This window comes from Pseudomonas guariconensis (genome assembly GCF_015680235.1).
Lineage (GTDB): Bacteria > Pseudomonadota > Gammaproteobacteria > Pseudomonadales > Pseudomonadaceae > Aquipseudomonas > Aquipseudomonas guariconensis_A.
Genome location: NZ_JADLJL010000028.1, coordinates 20,779 through 41,597 on the forward strand (window position 1 = coordinate 20,779; position 20,819 = coordinate 41,597).

Annotated in this window: 17 protein-coding genes; 9 read left to right on the forward strand and 8 right to left on the reverse strand. The window is 63.7% G+C overall.

The features are described 5' to 3' along the window. Positions 1–4 precede the first annotated feature (4 nt). The 5 genes from IRZ56_RS17645 to IRZ56_RS17665 form a co-directional block, all read right to left on the reverse strand. Positions 5–1,252: an ABC transporter permease gene (locus tag IRZ56_RS17645; RefSeq protein WP_196146114.1), complete on the reverse strand. Its 1,248-nt coding sequence runs from the start codon at positions 1,250–1,252 to the stop codon at positions 5–7. Between the two features lie 210 nt (positions 1,253–1,462). Next, entirely contained in the window at positions 1,463–2,497 is a 1,035-nt protein-coding gene (locus tag IRZ56_RS17650; RefSeq protein WP_196146115.1) for an ABC transporter substrate-binding protein, read from the reverse strand. A 40-nt stretch (positions 2,498–2,537) separates the two neighbouring features. Then, positions 2,538–3,656: an ABC transporter ATP-binding protein gene (locus tag IRZ56_RS17655; protein WP_196146116.1), complete on the reverse strand. Its 1,119-nt coding sequence runs from the start codon at positions 3,654–3,656 to the stop codon at positions 2,538–2,540. Positions 3,657–3,950: 294 nt separating this feature from the next. Continuing rightward, on the reverse strand, positions 3,951–4,583 hold the full coding sequence (locus IRZ56_RS17660; RefSeq protein ID WP_196146139.1) for a response regulator: 633 nt from the start codon (positions 4,581–4,583) through the stop codon (positions 3,951–3,953). A 9-nt stretch (positions 4,584–4,592) separates the two neighbouring features. Next, a complete protein-coding gene (locus IRZ56_RS17665; RefSeq protein ID WP_196146117.1) occupies positions 4,593–6,980 on the reverse strand; it encodes a PAS domain-containing sensor histidine kinase in 2,388 nt (795 codons plus the stop codon). A 95-nt stretch (positions 6,981–7,075) separates the two neighbouring features. Between IRZ56_RS17665 and IRZ56_RS17670 the strand changes: the two genes are divergently transcribed. Then, a complete protein-coding gene (locus tag IRZ56_RS17670; RefSeq protein ID WP_196146118.1) occupies positions 7,076–8,074 on the forward strand; it encodes an alpha/beta hydrolase family protein in 999 nt (332 codons plus the stop codon). A gap of 63 nt (positions 8,075–8,137) precedes the next feature. Here the strand turns inward: IRZ56_RS17670 and IRZ56_RS17675 are convergent, their stop codons facing one another. From IRZ56_RS17675 to IRZ56_RS17685, 3 genes are read right to left on the reverse strand one after another with little or no spacing between them, the layout of a single operon-like run. Then, positions 8,138–8,902, reverse strand: a complete 765-nt coding sequence (locus IRZ56_RS17675) for a TerB family tellurite resistance protein (protein WP_196146119.1) — start codon at positions 8,900–8,902, stop codon at positions 8,138–8,140. A gap of 1 nt (position 8,903) precedes the next feature. Next, positions 8,904–9,575: an N-acetylmuramate alpha-1-phosphate uridylyltransferase MurU gene (gene murU, locus IRZ56_RS17680; protein WP_196146120.1), complete on the reverse strand. Its 672-nt coding sequence runs from the start codon at positions 9,573–9,575 to the stop codon at positions 8,904–8,906. Further along, a complete protein-coding gene (locus tag IRZ56_RS17685; protein WP_196146121.1) occupies positions 9,572–10,591 on the reverse strand; it encodes an aminoglycoside phosphotransferase family protein in 1,020 nt (339 codons plus the stop codon). Before IRZ56_RS17685 ends, murU begins: the two co-directional genes overlap by 4 nt. Before the next feature lie 130 nt (positions 10,592–10,721). On the opposite strand from IRZ56_RS17685, the gene IRZ56_RS17690 reads away from it, so the two are divergent. The 8 genes from IRZ56_RS17690 (at position 10,722) to IRZ56_RS17725 (ending at position 20,758) form a co-directional block, all read left to right on the forward strand. Beyond that, the gene (locus IRZ56_RS17690; RefSeq protein WP_196146122.1) at positions 10,722–13,535 is read left to right on the forward strand and encodes an LPS-assembly protein LptD; all 2,814 of its coding nucleotides are present in this window, start codon (positions 10,722–10,724) and stop codon (positions 13,533–13,535) included. Next, the gene (locus tag IRZ56_RS17695) at positions 13,516–14,832 is read left to right on the forward strand and encodes a peptidylprolyl isomerase (protein ID WP_196146123.1); all 1,317 of its coding nucleotides are present in this window, start codon (positions 13,516–13,518) and stop codon (positions 14,830–14,832) included. The genes IRZ56_RS17690 and IRZ56_RS17695 overlap by 20 nt, the downstream gene beginning before the upstream one ends. Beyond that, complete coding sequence (pdxA, locus tag IRZ56_RS17700; RefSeq protein WP_196146124.1) at positions 14,829–15,818, forward strand: 4-hydroxythreonine-4-phosphate dehydrogenase PdxA; 990 nt, start codon at positions 14,829–14,831, stop codon at positions 15,816–15,818. The genes IRZ56_RS17695 and pdxA overlap by 4 nt, the downstream gene beginning before the upstream one ends. After that, on the forward strand, positions 15,815–16,621 hold the full coding sequence (gene rsmA / locus IRZ56_RS17705) for a 16S rRNA (adenine(1518)-N(6)/adenine(1519)-N(6))-dimethyltransferase RsmA (protein WP_196146125.1): 807 nt from the start codon (positions 15,815–15,817) through the stop codon (positions 16,619–16,621). The genes pdxA and rsmA overlap by 4 nt, the downstream gene beginning before the upstream one ends. Positions 16,622–16,959: 338 nt before the next feature. Continuing rightward, positions 16,960–17,340 carry a Co2+/Mg2+ efflux protein ApaG gene (gene apaG / locus IRZ56_RS17710; RefSeq protein ID WP_084856180.1) on the forward strand — a complete coding sequence of 127 codons (381 nt, stop codon included), beginning with the start codon at positions 16,960–16,962 and terminating at the stop codon, positions 17,338–17,340. Then, positions 17,340–18,179 (forward strand): symmetrical bis(5'-nucleosyl)-tetraphosphatase, encoded by an 840-nt coding sequence (locus IRZ56_RS17715; RefSeq protein ID WP_196146126.1) that lies wholly within the window; start codon positions 17,340–17,342, stop codon positions 18,177–18,179. The genes apaG and IRZ56_RS17715 overlap by 1 nt, the downstream gene beginning before the upstream one ends. Before the next feature lie 41 nt (positions 18,180–18,220). Further along, positions 18,221–18,550: a thiosulfate sulfurtransferase GlpE gene (gene glpE, locus IRZ56_RS17720; protein WP_196146127.1), complete on the forward strand. Its 330-nt coding sequence runs from the start codon at positions 18,221–18,223 to the stop codon at positions 18,548–18,550. Between the two features lie 285 nt (positions 18,551–18,835). Beyond that, on the forward strand, positions 18,836–20,758 hold the full coding sequence (locus tag IRZ56_RS17725) for a PrkA family serine protein kinase (protein WP_084856186.1): 1,923 nt from the start codon (positions 18,836–18,838) through the stop codon (positions 20,756–20,758). Positions 20,759–20,819: the final 61 nt, after the last annotated feature.

A 20,819-nucleotide genomic window follows, 5' to 3' on the forward strand; every position in this document is an offset into this window, starting at 1 on the left:
CTCCTCAGCTCAGGCGCAGGCGGCTGGCTCCGACCAGCCAGCTATAGATCAGGTACAGCAGCACGGTCGCCAGCAGCAACAGCCCGCCCAACGCGGTGGCCATGCCCCAGTTGATGCTGGTGTTGGTATAGAAGGCCACGAAGTAGCTGACCATCTGGTCGTTCGGGCTGCCCAGCAATGCCGGGGTGATGTAGTAGCCGATGGCCAAGATGAACACCAGCAGGCACCCGGCGCCGACACCCGCATAAGTCTGCGGGAAGTACACCCGCCAGAAGCTGGCGAATGGGTGGCAACCTAGGGAGATCGCTGCGCGCATGTAGCTGGGCGAAATACCCTTCATCACGCTATACAGCGGCAGAATCATGAACGGCAGCAGGATGTGGACCATCGAGATGTATACGCCGGTCCGGTTGAACACCAGCTCCAGCGGCTCATCGATGATGCCCATGGCCATCAAGGCACTGTTGATCAGGCCGCCCGACTGCAGCAGCACGATCCATGCCGCCACTCGCACCAGGATCGACGTCCAGAACGGCAACAGCACCAGGATCATCAGCAGGTTGCTCTGCCGGGTCGGCAGGTTGGCCAGCAGGTAGGCCAGCGGGTACGCCAGCACCAGACAGATCGCGGTGATCACCACGCCCATCCACAGGGTACGGGTGAAGATGTCCAGATAGATGGACTGGTCAGGGGTCGCCTTGGCTATTTCGCCCAGATCATCGATGCGGTGATCCAGCGCCGCCAGCAGGTAGAAGGGCGTGACCGTGCTGGTGTTGCGACGGATCGCCTGCCAGTAGGCAGGGTCGCCCCAGCGCTCGTCGAGCGCCTGCAAGGCGTCCTTGTAGGAAGCGGGCTCGGCCTTGAACGGCAATGCCCGGGCAGTCTTGGCTAACAGGCTGCGGTAGCCGGCCAGTTCCATGTTCAGGCGCTTGGAAAGATCGCCCAGGGTCTGCTTCTTGCGCGACTCGGCCAGGTCCTCGCTGAGCACCTTGTATACGTCCTCGCCTGGCAGGCCCTTGCCATCCCATTGGGCGATGGCCTCGACGGTGCGCGGCAGGCCAGTCACCACTTCAGGGTTGCCGACGCTCTTGTACAACAGCGCCGCGATCGGCACTAGGAACACCAGCAACAGGAACAGCGCCAGCGGCGCGATCAACGCCTGCGCCTTCCAACGGTTGACCCGCTCGGCACGTTTGAGGCGCTGCTTGAGGCTTGGACCTGCACCTTCGTTGAGGGGCACTGCAATGGCCATGGCGAACTCCGCGATATGAACTGAAAATGGGGCTGCTGCGCAGCCCATCGCCGGCAAGCCAGCTCCCACAGGTGCTGCGCTGGCTTCGAGGCTTCCGATCCCTGTGGGAGCTGCCCCCTACAGGTACTGCGCTGACCATGGGGATGGCGCAGTCTCTGTGGGAGCTGGCTTGCCGGCGGTGGGCCGCAACGCGGCCCCTACGCTGGTCGTTTACTTCTTCGCCGCCCAGGCGTTGAAGCGTTGCTCCAGCTGCTCGCTGTTGTCGGCCCAGAAGGCCACGTCGATCTGCACCTGGTTGGCGATGTTCTCAGGCGTGGTCGGCATGTCCTTCTTCACCGCGTCCGACAGCAGGCTGACCGCCTTTGCATTGGCCGGGCCGTAGGCGATGTTCTCGGAGTAGGTCTTCTGCTGCTCGGGCTGCACGCTGAAGGCGATGAATTTCTTCGCCTCCTCGACATCCTTCGCGCCTTTCGGAATGGCCCAGGCGTCGAAGTCGTAGATACCGCCGTTCCATACCACCTTGAGGTTGCTTTCCTTCTGCACTGCGGCGATCCGGCCGTTGTAGGCCGAGCTCATGACCACGTCACCCGAGGCCAGGTACTGGGGCGGCTGGGCGCCAGCTTCCCACCACTGGATGCTCGGCTTGATCTGGTCGAGCTTCTTGAAGGCGCGGTCCTGGCCCTCTTTGGTGGCCAGTACCTTGTACACGTCCTTGGGTGCCACGCCGTCGGCCATCAAGGCGAACTCGAGGGTGTACTTGGCGCCCTTGCGCAGGCCGCGCTTGCCCGGGAACTGCTTGGTGTCCCAGAAATCGGCCCAGCTGGTGGGGGCGGTCTTGAGCTTGTCGGCGTTGTAGGCCAGCACGGTGGACCAGACGAAGAAGCCTACACCGCAGGGCTGGATGGCGCCCGGCACGTAATCGGCCTCGTTACCGAACAGCGACGGGTCGAGTTCTTCGAACATGCCTTCGTCGCAGCCGCGCGCCAGTTCCGGCGACTCCACTTCCACCAGGTTCCAGGACACGCTGTTGGTGTCGACCATGGCCTTGACCTTGGCCATCTCACCGTTGTACTCGCCGGCGACGATCTTGCCCTTGCCCGCCTTCTCCCATGGCTCGTAGAACGCCTTGACCTGGGCGGCCTTGTTGGCGCCACCGAAGGACACCACGGTCAGGTCCGCGGCCAGGGCTTGGCCGGCGGCGAACAGACCAAGGGCCAGGGCGGTCAGTTTCAACTGCTTGTGCATTATTGTTCTCTCCACAGTTCAGGGTTGGTGAAGCAAACCTTCAATGGGCTTCGGCAATCGGATCGAGCGCGCGGGCGTGCTCCACCTCCCAGCCAAGCGGTACCACATCGCCCACGGCCAGGGCCGGGTCGAGTTCGGCGATCGGCTGCTTCACGAAGAAGTCGCCCTTGCCGCACACCTCCAGGCGTACCCGCACGTGGTCGCCCAGGTAGATGAACTCGGCGACCCGCCCGGAGAAACGGTTCACGCAGCTTTCGCTGTGACCATTGAGGCGCACGCGCTCGGGGCGGATCGACAAGGTCACCGGCTCGCCGGCCTGGCCGACATTCACCGCCAGGGCCTCGACCCGCTCCCCACGGGGCAATTGGACCTGGCAACGATCACCGTCGCGCATCAGCAAGGTGCCGTTCAAACGGTTGTTCTCGCCGATGAAGTTGGCGACGAAGGTGTTGCGGGGTTCTTCATAAAGGGTGCGCGGATCGGCGATCTGCTGGATCTCGCCCTGGTGGAACACCGCCACCCGGTCGGACATGGTCAGCGCCTCGCCCTGGTCGTGGGTTACGTAGACCACGGTCACGCCCAGGCGCTGATGGATGTGCTTGATCTCCATTTGCATGTGTTCGCGCAGCTGCTTGTCGAGGGCGCCGAGCGGCTCGTCCATCAGCACCAGCTGGGGCTCGAACACCAGGGCGCGGGCCAGGGCCACACGCTGCTGTTGGCCACCGGAAAGCTGGCCCGGGTAGCGCTTGGCGAACGCATCGAGCTGGACCATGGCCAGCACCCGCTTGACCCGCTCACTGATGTCGGTCTTGCTGAGGTTGCGCACGGTCAGGGGGAAGGCCAGGTTCTCAGCCACGGTCATATGCGGGAACAACGCGTAGTTCTGGAACACCATGCCGATGTCGCGCTTGTGCGGCGGCACGTTGTTGATCGAGCGCCCGGCCAGCTGGATCTCACCTGCGGTGGGGGTCTCGAAACCGGCGAGCATCATCAGGCTGGTGGTCTTGCCCGAGCCGGACGGGCCGAGCAAGGTGAGGAACTCGCCCTTGCGGATGTCCAGGTTGAGGTTCTTGACGATCAGCGATTCGCCGTCGTAGCTCTTCTGCACACCGCGGAAGCTGACCAGTGTCTCGCCAGCGTTCGAATTCGCCTCGCTCATGCCTGCACCTTCTTGTTGGAATGACTGCGTAGGCAAAGACTAGACAAGGCGCAAGCCCCCGGAAATCGGGGGTACTGAGAGAATGCCATCATCCGGATGGAAGATTTGCTGTAGGGATTGCCCTACAAGCGTGACGCATTCAGAACCCTCCACGCCTCCTGTAATTAAATGGACTCGCCCCGTGCTTGCGTCCGCTCAGGCGACCAGGTCGAGCCTGCTGCCGCTATCGCGGGGCAAGCCTGCTTCTACAGAGGCCATACGGGTCATCAACCGGACAGGTCGCAACCAGAACACTCACACCAACTTATGTTCCATGGCGTACTTCACCAACTCCGCCAGCGAATTCACCTTGAGCTTCTGCATCAACCGCGCCTTGTGGGTGCTGATGGTCTTGCTCGACAGCGCCAACTGCTGGGCGATGTCGTTGACGTTGGCGCCCTGGGCCAGGCGCTCGAACACTGAGAACTCCCGCTCCGACAACAGCGTGTGCAGCGGTCGGGTCTCGGTCAGGCCGACCTCGAAGACCATGCGGTCGGCCAAAGCCGGGTCGATATAGCGCCCACCACCGGCTACCCGGCGGATGGCGGTCAGCAGCAAGGCAGGGTCGCTGTCCTTGGTGGCGTAGCCCGCGGCACCGGCCTTGAGCGCCCGAGCGGCCATCTGCGCTTCGTCGTGCATCGACAGCATCAGGATCGCCGGCGGGTTGTGCTGGGCACGGATCCGCGGGATCGCCTCCAGGCCGTTCACCCCTGGCATGGAGATGTCCAGCAACACCACCTCGCATGGTGTCTGGCGCAAGGTTTCGAGCAGCTGTTCGCCGTTGCCGGCCTCCCCCACCACCTGCATGTCCTTGGCCAGGCCGATCAACTGTTTGATGCCCTCGCGGACAATGGTGTGGTCTTCAGCCACTAGCACACGTATCACGATCGTTCTCCCCTACCCCAATGCAATGGTCACGCTCAGGCTACAACCTTCACCCGGCTCGCTGTCCAGCTCCATGCTGCCACCGAGCATCAACACACGCTCGCGTACCCCCACCAGGCCGAACGAGGTGGGCCTGGCCTGGTCTTGCGCAAACCCCACGCCATCGTCGATGACGGTCATGCGCAAATGGTCGGCCTCACAGGCCAGCTCGATCTGCACGGTATGCGCCTGGGCGTGGCGCATCACGTTGGTCAGTGCTTCCTGAAGAATGCGGAACAGCCCGGTGGCCTTGGCGTCGCTCAACGCCGGCAGGTGGTCCGGCACCTGCACCAGGCATGGAATCTGGGTGCGTGCCTCGAAACGCCGCGCCTGCCATTCGATGGCCGAGGCGATACCTGCGTCGAGGATCGGCGGGCGCAAGGCGGTGGCGACATCGCGCACCAACTGGAACAGCTGGGCGATCAGGCGTTTCATGCTGGCCAGGCGCTCGTTCAGGCCGGGGTCCAGTTCGGCATAGGCCAGTTCGCACATCGAGACCTCGAGCTTGAGCACGGTGAGCATCTGCCCCAGCTCATCATGCACTTCCCGGGCGATGCGGGCCTTTTCTTCCTCGCGTACGCTCTCAAGGTGTGCCGACAGTTCACGCAATTGCTCCTGGGAGCGTGCCAGTTCGAGCTCGACCCGCTTGCTCTGGGTGATGTCCCAGACAATGCCATCCCAGACCACCCGGCCGTCGGCCAGCCGCCGCGTACTGGCCTTGATGTCGGCCCAGCGCTGCTCGCCCTGGCGCGTGAGTATCCGGCCTTGCCAGGACCAATCCTGGTCGGTGGCCAGGGCCAGGTCCTGGACCCGGTGATAGTCGGCGCGATCTTGCGGATGCACCAGGTTGCGCAAGCCCATGTCCGGTTGCTGGATCTGCGCTGGCGTGTACCCCACCAGCGCCTCGCTGCCCTCACTGATGTAGGGGAACTCCAGGTCACCTTCGGCCGGGTCGCGCTCCAGGCGGAACACCAGGCCCGGCACGTTGCCGGCAATCCCCTTGAGCCGGGCATCGCTCTCGCGCAAGGCCGCCAGAGCGCGGCGGCGCTCAGTGACATCGGTAAGGAACACCACCAGGTATTCGGCGTCACGAAAGCGCAGGAAACTCAGCGACAACTCCACCGGCAGCAGGCTGCCGTCGCTATGCAGGCACTGGGTCTCGAACTGCTCGGCACTGCCATCACCGCTGCGGACCCGCTTCCACAGCTCCAGCCAGCGGTCCATGTGCAGGTTCGGTTCGAAATCGATCAGCGGGCGGTCGAGCAGCTCACCTTCGCCACGGCCCAACATGCGTTCGGCTGCATGGTTGGCATAACGCACATGGCTGTCCCAGTTGACCCAGAGGATGCCGACCGTGCTCTGGTCAATCGAGAACTGGCTAAGGCGCAGCGCTTCCTCCCGGGCCTGGCGTTCGGCGAGGTTCTCCCGTGCGGCCAGCAGGTTGCGCTCCAGCTGATGCTGTTGCCGGCGCTGCCACAGCAACGTAGCCAAGGCGCAGATCAGCAGCAGGCCGAACAACAGCGCAAGGTTGCGCCAGAAGCCTGCGGTATCGCTCAGGCGTGGATACTTCGGCTGCAGCCAGCGCTGGTGCAACTGCTCCAGCGACTTGGCGGGGATGGCTTGCAGGCCTTGCTCCAGGACATCGGCCAGCATCGGCCAGTCGCGCCGCGAGCCGATGCGCAGCAATTGTGGCAAGCCGATGTCGCCGACCACGGCCAGGTCGCCGAACTCGCTCTCCCGAGACAAGCCGCTGAGCCTTGCTTCATCCAGTACTGCGTAGCTCGCCTGACCGCCCAGCACCAGCTGCAGGGCCTGGCGTTCACTGGGTACGCCTTGCAGGTTCAGGTTGCCGTAGTTGGCCCGCAGGTAATCGGCCAGGGCACTGGGCATGCGTACCGCGACGCGGTCATTGGCGCCGAGTTTTTCCAGCTCGACCGCCAGCGCCCCGGTGCGCAGCCCGACCACCAGTTGCGGCACGCGCATGTAGGGGTCGCTGAACGACCATAGGCGCAGGCCGGCCGGCGTCTGCGTAAGGCCCGGGGCGAAATCGACTTCGCCAGCGCGCAAGGCCTGTTCCAAGGTGGCCTGGTCGGGGAAGTTGCGCCATGTGAGGTCCAGTTCCAAGGTGCGTGCGAGCTGGTTCACCAGCTCCACGTTGGCGCCATAGAACTGTTGCAGGCGCCGATCGAACTGGGCATAGGGCGCCTGTAGGACCAGGCCGACCCGCAGGCTGCGATGGCTGTCCAGCCATTGCCGCTGGGCCGGTTCGAGCACCACCGAAGGCGCAGGCTCAGGCCGGGCCAGGGCGATCAAGGGCAGCAACATCCAGCCGATAACCAACAGGCGACGCACTCGCTTCATCTATACGCTCGTCTTGGCAAGGGCGGCCATCATGCATGGCCGTCACGGACAAATACTATTAGGCTGCCGGTATCATTCTGGCCTTGGGTAGATCCATGCTCACACTTTATCGCACGACGCTGGCAGTGTTCTGCCTCGCTTCGCTCCTACCGCTCGGCACACAGGCCGCCGACGCGCCAGCGCCCCAACCCGCCGAGGAATCGGCCACCGCCCCGGCACCCCGCCCGCCCCTGGCCGAACGCAGCCAGGAAGATGCCCAGGCGCTCGAACGTACGGTGCCCAAGGCTGAACAGCAAACCTTGCAGGCCGGCGCCGATAGCTTTCTGGCCCTATGGAAACCGGCCAATGACAGCGACCCCAAGGGGGCCGTGATCATCGTCCCGGGCGCCGGCGAGAATGCCGATTGGCCCAATGCCGTGGGCCCGTTGCGCCGCAAGTTTCCCGATGTCGGCTGGCACAGCTTGAGCGTGAGCCTTCCGGACCTGGTCGCCGACAGCCCGCAACCACGGGCCGACAGCACGCCTCCCGCCGAGCCTGACAAAGGCAAGGGCGAAGCGGCACCGGCCAAGGACACCCCGGAAGATGCCAATGCCAATGTCGCCCAGGCCACCGCGCCCGATGCCGACACGGCCGAAAGCACCGACGCCAAGGAGGCCAGCGAACAGAACGACCAGGCCGATGCCGAACGCATCTTCGCCCGCCTCGATGCCGCCGTGGCCTACACCCAGCAGCACGACGCGCGTAGCATCGTACTGATCGGCCACGGCAGCGGGGCCTATTGGGCCGCCCGCTACCTCAGCGAACGGCAACCACCGCAGGTGCAGAAACTGGTGATGGTCGCGGCACAGACACCGGCGCGGGTCGAACACGACCTCGAGAGCCTGGCGCCGACGCTCAAGGTGCCTACTGCCGATATCTACTACAGCACCCTGCCACGCGACCGACGCGCCGCCGAGCTGCGCCTGCAGGCCAGCAAGCGGCAGAGGGACACCCCCTACCGGCAATTGTCGCTGATCGCTGCGCCGGGCAACGCAGCGGCCAAGCAGGAGCAGCTGTTCCGGCGGGTACGCGGGTGGTTGATGCCTCAGGAATGAAGGGGCCACCTCCCCCTGTAGGAGCGCATGTCGTTTGAACGCCAACAAAGGGCCCGAGTAAGCCTAGAGTCCCCGCCGTTTTCGAACCATGGCATACGCCTGGTGCAGCTCACGCGTGCGCTCGGTCGCTTCCCGCACCCGCGCCTCGCTGGCACCACTGCCGGCCAACTTGTCCGGATGGTGCTTGCTGACCAACCGCCGATACGCCTGCTTCACCTGGTCGATGTCGGTGTCCGCCTCGATGCCGAGCAAGCGCAAGGCCGCCGAATACGTCATCACGCCACGTTCCGGAAGGGGTTTGCGCGGCTCGTATTCCAGCGCCAGCCCAAGGATCTGGGTTCGGCTCAGCCCCAGCTCGCGGCCCCACTCCAAAAGCAACTCGCGCTCGCGGGTCCCGGCCTTGCCATCGGCCCAGGCCATCCGGCAGCAGGCGCGCAAAGTGCCTTCGGCCGCATGGGGTTGCTGCCTGATCCGCTGCAGGTAACGCCCGAGCCGATCCTTGCCCGACTTGCCGCGGTTGAACGCGGCAATCGCCCGCAGCTTCGCAGGCTCGGCCATAGCCAACCGAGTCATTTCCTGGCGGGCCTGCTGGATATGCCCCTCGACCACCCGGCCATCGCTTTTCGCCAGGCGCCCGAGCAGCACGAACAACAACTCCTCGTCCCGCAGCGCCGGGCGCCCGCCCAGGCGTTCGCGTACATCGTCCCAGCTCTGCAGGCGCAGGCGCCGGTCCATGGCCTGGCCAAGCAAGGCGCCAAGCAGCGCGCCGGGAATGCTGGCGATGGCGAAACCGGCGCCGGCCCCGATCACTGTGCTCGGCCACCACATCTCAGGCGCGCTCAGCGATCAGGCGCTCGACTTCGGCCAGGCGCTCGAGAGTCCCGACATCGACCCATTGGCCCGTGTAGTGCTCGCCACCGACCTGCCCCTGGCCCATGGCCTTGCGCAGCAGGGGCGCCAGCTTGAAGGCGCCGGGTTGGCAGCCGTCGAACAACGCGGGGTCGAGTACCGAGATACCGCTGAAGGTCAGGGTGCCAGGAGCTTCGTCGCCATCCACGACCTGCTCGCCGGCCAGGCGGAAATCGCCCCGGCCATGATGGCCTGGGTTGTCCACCAGCACGAGGTGCGCAAGACCCGCCAACGGCGCGCGCAATCGGGCGAAATCGTAGTCGGTCCAGATATCGCCGTTGACCAGCAGGAACGGTGCCTCCCCGAGCAATGGCAGAGCCTTGAAGATGCCGCCACCGGTTTCCAGCGGCTCGCCTTCGGGCGAATAGCGGATGCTCAGGCCAAAGCGGGCGCCATCGCCCAGGTGGTCTTCGATCTGCTGGCCAAGCCAGGCATGGTTGATCACCACGTCGGTGAAGCCTGCACGGGCCAAGGCCCGCAGGTGGTATTCGATCAAGGGTTGGCCAGCCACCGGCACCAAAGGCTTGGGCGTGTGCAGGGTCAGGGGGCGCATGCGCTCGCCCTTGCCTGCCGCCAGGATCATCGCCTTCATGGTCGGGCTCCGGCCTGGAGCTCGGCGATCAGCTGGCCCAGCTCGGCCAGTTCAGGGCGACGGCTGATGACCTCGTCGATGTAGGCGAAGAAGCGCGGCACGTCGGACAGGTAACGCGGCTTGCCGTCACGGTGGCAGATACGGGCAAAGATACCGATCACCTTGAGGTGGCGTTGCACACCCATCAAGTCGCTGGCCCGGTGGAAGGCCTCGAAATCGGCCTGCACCGGGATACCCACCGCGCGCGCTTTTTGCCAGTAGTCGCGCAGCCAACCTTCGACGCGCGCCTGAGGCCAACTGACGAAGGCGTCCTTGAACAGGCAGGTGATGTCGTAGGTCACCGGGCCGTACACGGCGTCCTGGAAGTCCAGCACGCCCGGGTTCGGCGCGCTCTGCATCAGGTTGCGCGGCATGTAGTCGCGGTGCACCAGCACCTTGGGTTGGGCCAGGGCGCTGTCGATCAGCAGTTGGCTCACACGCTGCCAGCTCGCCTGCTGCGCCTCGGTGAAGGCCAAACCCAGCTCACGCCCTACGTACCATTCCGGGAACAGTTCCACTTCGCGACGCAGCAAGGCGTTGTCGTAGCTGGGCAGCGGCGCGGTCATCGGCAGACGCTGGAAGGCCAGCAGGGCCTCGATGGCATCGGCGAACAGGGCGTCGGCATTGTCCGCATCGATGATTTCCAGGTAGGTCTTGTGCCCCAGGTCACCCAGCAGCAAGAAGCCACGCTCTAGGTCCTGGGCATGGATGGCAGGGACATGCACACCGGCGCTGGCCAGCAAGTGGTCGATATCGACGAAGGGGCGGCAGTTCTCTTGGGGAGGCGGCGCATCCATGATCACGAAGCTGCGACCATCGCCCTGCCAGCGGAAGTAACGACGGAAGCTCGCATCGCTGCTGGCGGCGGTCAGGCTGCCTTCGGGCACCTTGCCCCAGGCGTTTTCACGGTAGAGAAGGTCAAGCTGCTCAGCGAGCCAGGCGGTCAGTTGTTGCAGGCGTACATCGTGATCGGGCATTACAAGGGTCTCCGACGGCCCTAGCCGTCAAGCGGGTCATGCTTTATTATCCAGCATCTTTTTCAGACCATCGAGAGGCGTGCGGCCCCACACGCGGGCAGATGGCACGCAGGAAGCCCGGACTAATAAGATGGCATTGAAATCCCCCGCGTTTCGTAGAAAGTTTCCGTTGCTGGTGACTGGCGGTCTGCTGGCCCTGCAACCTCTGGCCACGTCATACGTGGTGGCTGCCGAGCAGTTCGACTGCCAAGTGTCCGCCTCCGGTGGCTGGGACTGCAAGCCCAAAACCACTGTCAGCAACCTGCCACCACGCCCGGTGCATGAAGGTGCTGCGCTGAGCTCCGGCGGTGACGGCCAGGTGGCCGAAACCGATGCCGACGGCGAAGCCAAGCCGGTGCTGGTCACCGAGAGCAAGGGCCGTGGCCTGAAATCGCGCAGCGAAGACTACAGCCACCTGGACTGGGTCCCGCGTGACAAGCTCACCGCTGCCCAACTAGCCGAGACCGGCCCGTACTGCGGTGGCGCGTACATCGAGCCGTCGCGCCCAGGCATGGACGACACCACGCCCCAGGACGAGTCGCCGACCTACCTGAACGCCAAGGTTTCCCGCTACCAGCAGGAACAGCAGATCGCCACCCTCGCCGGTGACGTGGTCATGCGCCAGGGCAGCATGCAGGTCGAGGCCGACGAAGCCAACCTGTACCAGGCCGAGAACCGCGGCGAGCTCAAGGGCAACGTCAAGCTGCGCGACAAGGGTTCGCTGGTCGTCGGCGACCAGGCCGAGATCCAGCTGGACACCGGCGAGGCCAAGGTCGACAACGCCGAATACGTGATGCACCAGTCGCACATCCGCGGCAATGCGCTGTACGCCAAGCGTGGTGAAAACGCTATCATCCGCCTCAAGGACGGTACCTACACCACCTGTGAGCCGGGCAGCAACGCGTGGCAGCTCAAGGGCAACAACATCACCCTGAACCCGGCCACCGGCTTCGGCACCGCGACCAACGTCACCCTGCGGGTCAAGGATTTCCCGGTGTTCTATACACCGTACATCTACTTCCCGATCGACGACCGTCGCCAGTCCGGCTTCCTGCCGCCGTCGTTCAGCACCAGCAGCGACACCGGCTTCATGCTGGTTACGCCGTACTACTTCAACCTGGCGCCGAACTACGACGCCACCTTGTATCCGCGCTACATGGCCAAGCGCGGCTTGTTGATGGAAGGCGAATTCCGCTACCTGACCAAGTCCAGCGAAGGCCAGTTCGGTGCTGCGTACCTGAACGACAAGAACGACGATCGTAAAGAGCAGACCGACTACAAAGAAAAGCGCTGGATGTACAACTGGCAGCACAAGGGCGGGCTGGATTCGCGCTTGATGACTGAGGTGGACTACACCGATATCAGCGATCCGTTCTATTTCCAGGATCTGGAGACAGGGCAGATTGGGGTCGAGAGCAAGGATGTGGTCGACCAGCAGGGTGCACTCACCTATCGGGGTGACAGCTACCGTGCGCGCTTGAACCTGCATGCCTATGAAATGGCGACCATCTCGCGCATTACGCCATACGACAAGCTGCCGCAGATCACCTTCGACGGTATGCTGCCGTATCACCCAGGCGGTTTTGACTTCAGCTACAAGACCGAAGCGGTTCGCTTCGATCGCGACCTGAAGACTGGCCCTGTATTCGACGAAGACGGCAATCTGGACACCACCGCAGGTCTTGATGGACGCCGGCTTGACCAGAACATCTTCGGCCTGGCCCGTGCCAACGGTACTCGCCTGAACGTTGCGCCAGCCATCAGCTTGCCAATGGAAGCCAGCTACGGGTTCCTCAAGCCGACGCTGAAGTACGTCTATACCCATTACGATCTTGATCTAGATAGTGAGGGCAAGAACGATCTCGCCAATGCCAGTGCTGCAACCCGTGAGCTTCAGGGCGACTTCTCTAGCACTCAGAGCCGCAGCATCCCTGTCTTCAGCGTTGATAGCGGCTTGTATTTCGATCGCAATACGCAATGGTTCGGCAAGAGCTACCGCCAAACCCTTGAACCCCGCCTGTACTATCTCTACGTACCGTATAAAGATCAGAAAGACATTCCAGTCTTTGACACCGGCGAGTCCTATTTCAATTACTCCTCGCTGTTCCGTGACAACCGTTTCAGCGGTTCCGACCGTATCGGCGACGAGAACAAGCTTTCGCTCGGCGTGACCAACCGTTGGATCGAAGAAAACGGCTTCGAGCGTCAACGTTTTAGCATTGGCCAAGCGGTTTACTTCAAGGACCGTAAAGTGCAAATGCCAGGCGTAGACTGGCGTACTCGCGACAGCGCCCAATCGGACGTGTCGCCATATGCACTAGAGTATCAATACGCCTTCAACCGTGACTGGCGCCTGAATGCCGATTACAACTGGGACCCTGACAGCCGCAGCCCTCGCTCCGGCAGCGCTATGTTCCACTACCAGCCAGAAGACAATCCGAACAAAATCGTCAACTTGGGTTACCGCTATCGCAACGACCTAGTACGTTACAACTCCCTGACTGGCCGCTGGGAATATGGTGGCGATTATGGCAAACCAGGTGATCCGAACTACGTGAAGGACTACTACAAGATCGAGCAGCACGACTTCTCGGTCATCTGGCCAATCGTCCCTCAGTGGAGCGTGATCGCCCGCTGGCAGCATGACTACAACCGCAACCGCACCCTGGAAGCCATGGGCGGTTTCGAGTACGACAACTGCTGCTGGAAGCTGCGCCTGATCAACCGCTACTGGCTCGACTACGACGACTTCAGCCAGGCCGTTCCGCAAAACGAGAAAGGCGACCACGGCGTCTTCCTGCAAATCGTGCTCAAAGGCCTCGGCGGCGTTGTGGGCAACAAGGTCGAGTCGTTCCTCGACGAAGGCATTCAAGGTTACCGTACACGTGAAGACCAAGCTTATTGATCGCCTGCGCCCGCTGATGCTGGGCGCCGTATTGCTGAGCAGCGCAGTGCATGCCGCTGTTCCCCTGGACCACATCGTGGCCATCGTCGACAACGACGTGGTCATGCAGAGCCAGCTGGACCAGCGCGTGCGCGAAGTGCAGCAGACCATCGCCAAGCGCGGCGGCGGCGTGCCGCCGGCCGGCGCCCTGGAACAGCAGGTGCTGGAGCGCCTGATCGTCGAGAACCTGCAGCTGCAGATCGGCGAACGCTCCGGCATTCGCATAACCGACGAGGAACTCAACCAGGCCATCGGCACCATTGCCCAGCGCAACGGCATGTCCCTGGACCAGTTCCGCGCCGCCCTGGCCCATGACGGTCTTTCGTTCGACGACGCTCGCGAGCAGGTCAAGCGCGAGATGATCATCAGCCGCGTGCGCCAGCGCCGCGTGGCCGAGCGTATCCAGGTGTCCGAGCAGGAAGTGAAGAACTTCCTCAACTCCGACCTGGGCAAGATGCAGATGTCGGAGGAATACCGCCTGGCCAACATCCTCATCCCGACCCCGGAAGGCGCCAGCTCCGATGCCATTCAGGCCGCTGCACGCCAGGTCGGCGATGTCTACCAGCAGCTTCGCCAGGGCGCCGACTTCGGCCAGATGGCCATCGCCCGCTCCGCTAGCGAAAACGCCCTGGAAGGCGGCGAGATGGGCTGGCGCAAGGCCGGCCAGCTGCCGCCTGACTTCGCCAAGATGCTCAGCAGCATGTCGGTGGGCGACATCACCCAGCCGATCCGCATCCCCAACGGCTTCATCATCCTCAAGCTCGAGGAGAAGCGCGGTGGTGGCGAGAACGTGCTGCGTGACGAAGTGCACGTACGCCACATCCTGATCAAGCCAAGCGAGATCCGCAGCGAAGCTGCGACCGAGCAACTGGCCGAGCGCCTGTACGACCGCATCCAGAACGGTGAAGACTTCGCCGAGCTGGCCAAGAGCTTCTCGGAAGACCCAGGTTCCGCGCTCAATGGCGGCGACCTCAACTGGGTCGACCCGAACAGCCTGGTGCCGGAGTTCCGCGAGCAGATGGCCAATGCCCAGCAGGGCGTGGTGACCAAGCCGTTCAAGACCCAGTACGGCTGGCACGTGCTGGAAGTGCTGGGCCGCCGCGCCACCGACAGCACCGAGAAAGCACGCGAACAGCAAGCGCTGACCGTGCTGCGCAACCGCAAGTACGACGAAGAGCTGCAGACCTGGCTGCGCCAGATCCGCGACGAAGCCTACGTTGAAATCAAGCTGCCTGGCGCCGACCAGGCCGCCCAGTGAAGCCCCTGCGCTTCGCCGTCACGCCCGGCGAGCCGGCCGGCATAGGCCCTGACCTGTGCCTGCTGCTGGCCGCCGAGGCCCAGCCTTACCCCCTGATCGCCATTACCAGCCGTGACCTGCTCGCCGAGCGGGCCACGCAGCTGGGGCTGGCTGTCAGCCTGCTGCCGGTCAGCGCCGATGCCTGGCCCGACCAGCCGGCCCCCGCCGGCAGCCTGTACGTGTGGGATACGCCACTGGCGACGCCGGTGGTGCCCGGGCAACTGAACAAGGCCAATGCCGCCTTCGTCCTGGAAACCCTGACCCGGGCCGGCCAAGGCTGCCTGGACGGGCATTTCGCCGGCATGATCACCGCCCCTGTGCACAAGGGCGTGATCAATGAGAGCGGCATCGCCTTCTCCGGCCATACCGAATTCTTGGCCGACCTGACCCACACCAGCCAAGTGGTGATGATGCTGGCCACCCACGGCCTGCGCGTGGCGCTGGTGACCACTCACCTGCCCCTGCGAGACATTGCCGACGCCATTACCGCCGAACGCCTGGAGCGGGTCACGCGCATCCTGCACGCTGACCTGCAGGGCAAGTTCGGCATAGCCCAGCCCCGCATCCTCGTCTGCGGCCTCAACCCGCATGCCGGCGAAGGCGGCCACCTGGGCCGCGAAGAAATCGACATCATCGAGCCAGCACTGCAACGCCTGCGCGCCCAAGGCATGGACCTGCGCGGCCCGCTGCCGGCCGATACCCTGTTTACCCCCAAGTATCTGGAGCACTGCGATGCAGTGCTGGCGATGTACCACGACCAAGGCCTGCCCGTACTCAAGTACAAAGGCTTCGGCGCCGCCGTCAACGTGACCTTGGGCCTGCCGATCATCCGCACGTCGGTCGATCACGGCACCGCCCTCGACCTGGCCGGCACCGGCAAGGTCGACACCGGCAGCCTGCGCGTGGCCCTGCAAACCGCCTACCAGATGGCCGAGAACCGACCATGAACGAGCAATACCAACACCGGGCGCGCAAGCGCTTCGGCCAGAACTTCCTGCACGACGCCGGCATCATCGACCGCATCCTGCGGGCGATCAACGCCAAGCCCGGCGAGCACCTGCTGGAAATCGGCCCGGGCCAGGGGGCCCTCACCGAGGGCCTGCTGGGCAGCGGCGCACAGCTGGACGTCGTCGAGCTGGACAAGGACCTGGTGCCGATCCTCCAGCACAAGTTCGCCGGCCGCGACAATTTCCGCCTGCACCAAGGCGACGCCCTGAAGTTCGACTTCAACCAGTTGGGCGTGCCGGCACGCAGCCTCAAGGTGGTCGGCAACCTGCCCTACAACATCTCTACCCCGCTGATCTTCCACCTGCTGAACCATGCCGACCTGATCCGCGACATGCATTTCATGCTGCAGAAGGAAGTGGTCGAGCGCCTGGCCGCAGGCCCGGGTGGTGGCGATTGGGGCCGGCTGTCGATCATGGTGCAGTACCACTGCCGGGTCGAGCACCTGTTCAACGTAGGCCCGGGCGCCTTCAACCCACCGCCCAAGGTGGACTCGGCCATCGTACGCCTGGTACCCCACGAGACCCTGCCGCACCCGGCCAAGGATCCACGCCTGCTCGAACGCATCGTTCGCGAAGCCTTCAACCAGCGCCGCAAGACCCTGCGCAACACCCTCAAGGGCCTGCTCGACAGCCAGGCCATCGAAGCCGCCGGCGTCGACGGCAGCCTGCGCCCCGAACAGCTGGACCTCGCCGCCTTCGTGCGCCTGGCCGACCAGCTGGCCGAACAGCCCAGCGCCAGCTGAGTACGCCTGAGCGGCCCAATCGCGGGGCAAGCCCGCTCCCATGGAACGCATAACGATTTGATTTTGCGGGCTTTGTGGGAGCGGGCGGGGCCCGCGATCAGGCTGGGCCTGGTATCGCCCTAGATCGCGGGGCAAGCCCGCTCCCAAAGGGCGGGATGATCTCCCAGGTCTACCGCCGCCCTCGAAAAGACGAGGAATCTGTGGGAGCCGGCTTGCCGGCGATAGGGTCGGTACAGTCTGCAAACGACTCGAAGCCCTGTACAACTGGCCTATCCCCCCGCCAATGGCCTAGACTGCAACCATTGCAGTATTTGCGTCCGCTCCTCCAAGGCCCTTGCATGTCCGACCCCCGCTATCAGATCGACGTCAGCGTCGTGACCCGCTACCTCAAAGAACAATCTGACCCCGACAACAGCCGCTTCGCCTTCGCCTACACCATCACGGTGCAGAACAACGGCACGCTCAAGGCCCGGCTGGTTTCGCGCCACTGGCTGATCACCAACGGTGACGGCGAAGTGGAAGAAGTGCGCGGTGCCGGCGTTGTCGGCCAACAGCCGCTCATCGAGCCAGGCGACAGCCATACCTACAGCAGCGGCGCCGTGCTCACCACCCGCGTCGGCACCATGCAGGGCAGTTATCAGATGCTGGCCGGAGACGGCCAGCACTTCGACGCCACCATCGCGCCATTCCGCCTGGCCGTGCCCGGAGCGCTGCACTGATGGCGGTGTACGCCGTCGGCGACCTGCAGGGCTGCCTGCAGCCGCTCAAGTGCCTGCTCGACCGCGTGCATTTCGACCCGGCCGTGGACCGCCTGTGGCTGGTGGGTGACCTGGTCAATCGCGGCCCGGAGTCGCTGGAAACCCTGCGCTTCCTTTATTCCATCCGCAACGCGCTGGTGTGCGTGCTGGGCAACCATGACCTGCACCTACTGGCCGCCTGGCACAACGTCGAGCGCCTGAAGAAGGGCGACACCTTGCGCGAGATCATCGAAGCGCCAGACGCCGACCAGCTCTTCGACTGGCTGCGCCAGCAGAAACTACTGCACTACGACGAAACGCGTGGCGTGGCGCTGGTGCATGCCGGCATCCCTCCGCAATGGACGCTGGGCAAGGCGCTGGAGCTGGCAGCCGAAGTCGAGGAAGTACTGCGCGACGACACCCGCCTGAAGCTCTACCTGGACGGCATGTACGGCAACGAGCCGAAGAAGTGGAGCAAGCACCTGACCGGCATCGAACGCCTGCGGGTCATCACCAACTATTTCACCCGCATGCGCTTCTGCACCGCCGAAGGCAAGCTCGAGTTCAAGAGCAAGGAGGGCCTGGACAGCGCACCGAAGGGCTACAAGCCTTGGTTCGCCCACAAGGACCGCCGCTCGCGCCATGTGAAGATCATCTTCGGCCACTGGGCCGCCCTGGAGGGGCGCATCAATGTCCCCGATGTGATCGGCCTGGACACCGGCTGCGTCTGGGGCGGCGCCATGACCCTGTACAACGTCGACAGCGGCCAGTACCACCGCTGCGATTGCGCCGACGACGGCACCCTGCGCCAACCGGCATAACCGACTAGACTCAACGATCAGCCCCGAAGGAAACCACCCCCATGAGCGAATTCAAGCGCATCCCTCCCGAGCAGGCCCAGGCCCTGCGTGAGCAAGGTGCGGTGGTCGTCGACATTCGCGATCCCCAAGCGTATGCCGCAGGCCATATCAGCGGCGCCACTCATCTTGATAACCATTCGGTGGCCGAGTTCATTCGCAACGCCGACCTCGACGCACCGACCCTGGTGGTCTGCTACCACGGCAACTCCAGCCAGAGCGCGGCCGCCTACCTGGTCGGCCAGGGCTTCTCGCAGGTCTACAGCCTCGATGGCGGCTTCGAGCTGTGGCGCAACACTTACCCGGGCGAAACCGCCCAGGGCAGCGCCGAATAATTTTTTTCATTTTCCCGCAGCCCGCGCCACATGTGGGCTCGGGCCTTACCTGACGAACGGTCGTGAGTATCTTCTCGACCCCGCGCCCTTGACCTCTCGTATAACCAACTATCCTTAAGCCCAGGCCATCCAAAAAAGGGGAGAGCCGGTACACCGGCGTGCGGGTCATCGGTAGCGTTTCTACGGGTGTTCTGGGGGGTATACAGCAATCGGCCAGCCCGGTTGCATGCCAGCATCATGCTGACTGATCCGGCGTCGGCTCCACGTATCGAGCGAGGTGACGTCATGAGCATTTTTAGCCACTTCCAACAACGTTTCGAGTCAACCCGCCAGGAAGAACTCTCGCTGCAGGAGTACCTCGAGCTGTGCAAAGAGGATCGCAGCGCCTACGCTTCGGCGGCCGAACGCCTGTTGCTGGCCATCGGCGAACCGGAGCTGGTCGACACCTCAACGAACTCCAGGCTGTCGCGGATCTTCTCCAACAAGGTGATCCGTCGCTATCCGGCCTTTGCCGACTTCCATGGCATGGAAGAGTGCATCGACCAGATCGTGTCCTACTTCCGCCATGCCGCCCAAGGCCTGGAGGAGAAGAAACAGATCCTGTACCTGCTGGGCCCGGTGGGCGGCGGTAAATCGTCCCTGGCCGAGAAGCTCAAGCAGCTCATGGAGAAGGTGCCCTTCTACGCCATCAAAGGCTCACCGGTGTTCGAATCGCCCCTCGGGCTGTTCAATGCCGCCGAGGACGGCGCCATCCTGGAAGAAGAGTTCGGCATCCCACGGCGCTACCTGAACACCATCATGTCGCCTTGGGCCACCAAGCGCCTGCAGGAATTCGGCGGCGACATCTCCAAGTTCCGGGTGGTCAAGCTCTACCCGTCCATCCTCAACCAGGTCGCCATCGCCAAGACCGAGCCGGGCGACGAGAACAACCAGGACATCTCGGCCCTGGTGGGCAAGGTGGATATCCGCAAGCTCGAGGAATTCCCGCAGAACGACGCCGACGCCTACAGCTATTCGGGCGCGCTGTGCCGGGCCAACCAGGGCCTGATGGAATTCGTCGAGATGTTCAAGGCGCCGATCAAGGTCCTGCACCCGTTGCTCACCGCCACCCAGGAAGGCAACTACAACAGTACCGAAGGCCTGGGGGCGATCCCTTATTCCGGCATCCTGCTGGCCCACTCCAACGAATCGGAATGGCACACCTTCCGCAACAACAAGAACAACGAGGCGTTCATCGACCGGATCTACATCGTCAAGGTGCCGTACTGCCTGCGCGTCAGCGACGAGGTGAAGATCTACGACAAGCTGCTGGTCAACAGCTCGCTGTCCAAGGCCCATTGCGCGCCGGACACCCTCAAGATGCTCGCGCAGTTCACCGTTCTGTCGCGCTTGAAGGAGCCTGAGAACTCCAACATCTATTCGAAGATGCGCGTCTATGACGGCGAGAACCTCAAGGACACCGATCCGAAGGCCAAGTCGATCCAGGAATACCGCGACGCCGCCGGTGTTGACGAGGGCATGAACGGCCTGTCGACCCGCTTCGCCTTCAAGATCCTGTCCAAGGTCTTCAACTTCGACCCGCACGAGATCGCGGCCAACCCGGTGCACCTGCTGTATGTGCTGGAGCAGCAGATCGAACAGGAGCAGTTCCCCGCCGAGGTCCGCGAGCGTTACCTGCGCTACCTCAAGGAATACCTGGCGCCGCGCTACATCGAGTTCATCGGCAAGGAAATCCAGACCGCCTACCTGGAGTCCTACAGCGAATACGGCCAGAACATCTTCGACCGCTACGTGCTGTACGCCGATTTCTGGATCCAGGACCAGGAATACCGCGACCCGGAAACCGGCGAGATCCTCAACCGCATCGCCCTCAACGAGGAGCTGGAGAAGATCGAGAAACCGGCCGGCATCAGCAACCCGAAAGACTTCCGCAACGAGATCGTCAACTTCGTGCTGCGTGCCCGAGCCAACAACAACGGCAAGAACCCGAGCTGGCTGAGCTATGAAAAGTTGCGGGTGGTGATCGAGAAGAAAATGTTCTCCAACACCGAAGACCTGCTGCCGGTCATCAGCTTCAACGCCAAGGCCAGCAAGGAGGACCAACAGAAACACAACGACTTCGTCACCCGGATGGTCGAACGTGGCTACACCGACAAACAGGTTCGCCTGCTGTCGGAATGGTATCTGCGGGTCAGGAAATCGCAGTAAAAGCGGCAAGCTGCGAGCCGCAAGCCATGAGCCGGACGCGGTGTGCCCTGGCGCACCGCAC

Coding starts and splice junctions, on each gene's coding strand:
- IRZ56_RS17670 (WP_196146118.1), top strand. CDS start 7,076: ATGCTCACACTTTATCGCACGACGCTGGCAGTGTTCTGCCTCGCTTCG.
- IRZ56_RS17665 (WP_196146117.1), bottom strand. CDS start 6,980: ATGAAGCGAGTGCGTCGCCTGTTGGTTATCGGCTGGATGTTGCTGCCC.
- glpE (WP_196146127.1), top strand. CDS start 18,221: ATGAGCGAATTCAAGCGCATCCCTCCCGAGCAGGCCCAGGCCCTGCGT.
- apaG (WP_084856180.1), top strand. CDS start 16,960: ATGTCCGACCCCCGCTATCAGATCGACGTCAGCGTCGTGACCCGCTAC.
- IRZ56_RS17675 (WP_196146119.1), bottom strand. CDS start 8,902: ATGTGGTGGCCGAGCACAGTGATCGGGGCCGGCGCCGGTTTCGCCATC.
- murU (WP_196146120.1), bottom strand. CDS start 9,575: ATGAAGGCGATGATCCTGGCGGCAGGCAAGGGCGAGCGCATGCGCCCC.
- IRZ56_RS17725 (WP_084856186.1), top strand. CDS start 18,836: ATGAGCATTTTTAGCCACTTCCAACAACGTTTCGAGTCAACCCGCCAG.
- IRZ56_RS17690 (WP_196146122.1), top strand. CDS start 10,722: ATGGCATTGAAATCCCCCGCGTTTCGTAGAAAGTTTCCGTTGCTGGTG.
- IRZ56_RS17650 (WP_196146115.1), bottom strand. CDS start 2,497: ATGCACAAGCAGTTGAAACTGACCGCCCTGGCCCTTGGTCTGTTCGCC.
- IRZ56_RS17655 (WP_196146116.1), bottom strand. CDS start 3,656: ATGAGCGAGGCGAATTCGAACGCTGGCGAGACACTGGTCAGCTTCCGC.
- rsmA (WP_196146125.1), top strand. CDS start 15,815: ATGAACGAGCAATACCAACACCGGGCGCGCAAGCGCTTCGGCCAGAAC.
- IRZ56_RS17685 (WP_196146121.1), bottom strand. CDS start 10,591: ATGCCCGATCACGATGTACGCCTGCAACAACTGACCGCCTGGCTCGCT.
- IRZ56_RS17645 (WP_196146114.1), bottom strand. CDS start 1,252: ATGGCCATTGCAGTGCCCCTCAACGAAGGTGCAGGTCCAAGCCTCAAG.
- IRZ56_RS17715 (WP_196146126.1), top strand. CDS start 17,340: ATGGCGGTGTACGCCGTCGGCGACCTGCAGGGCTGCCTGCAGCCGCTC.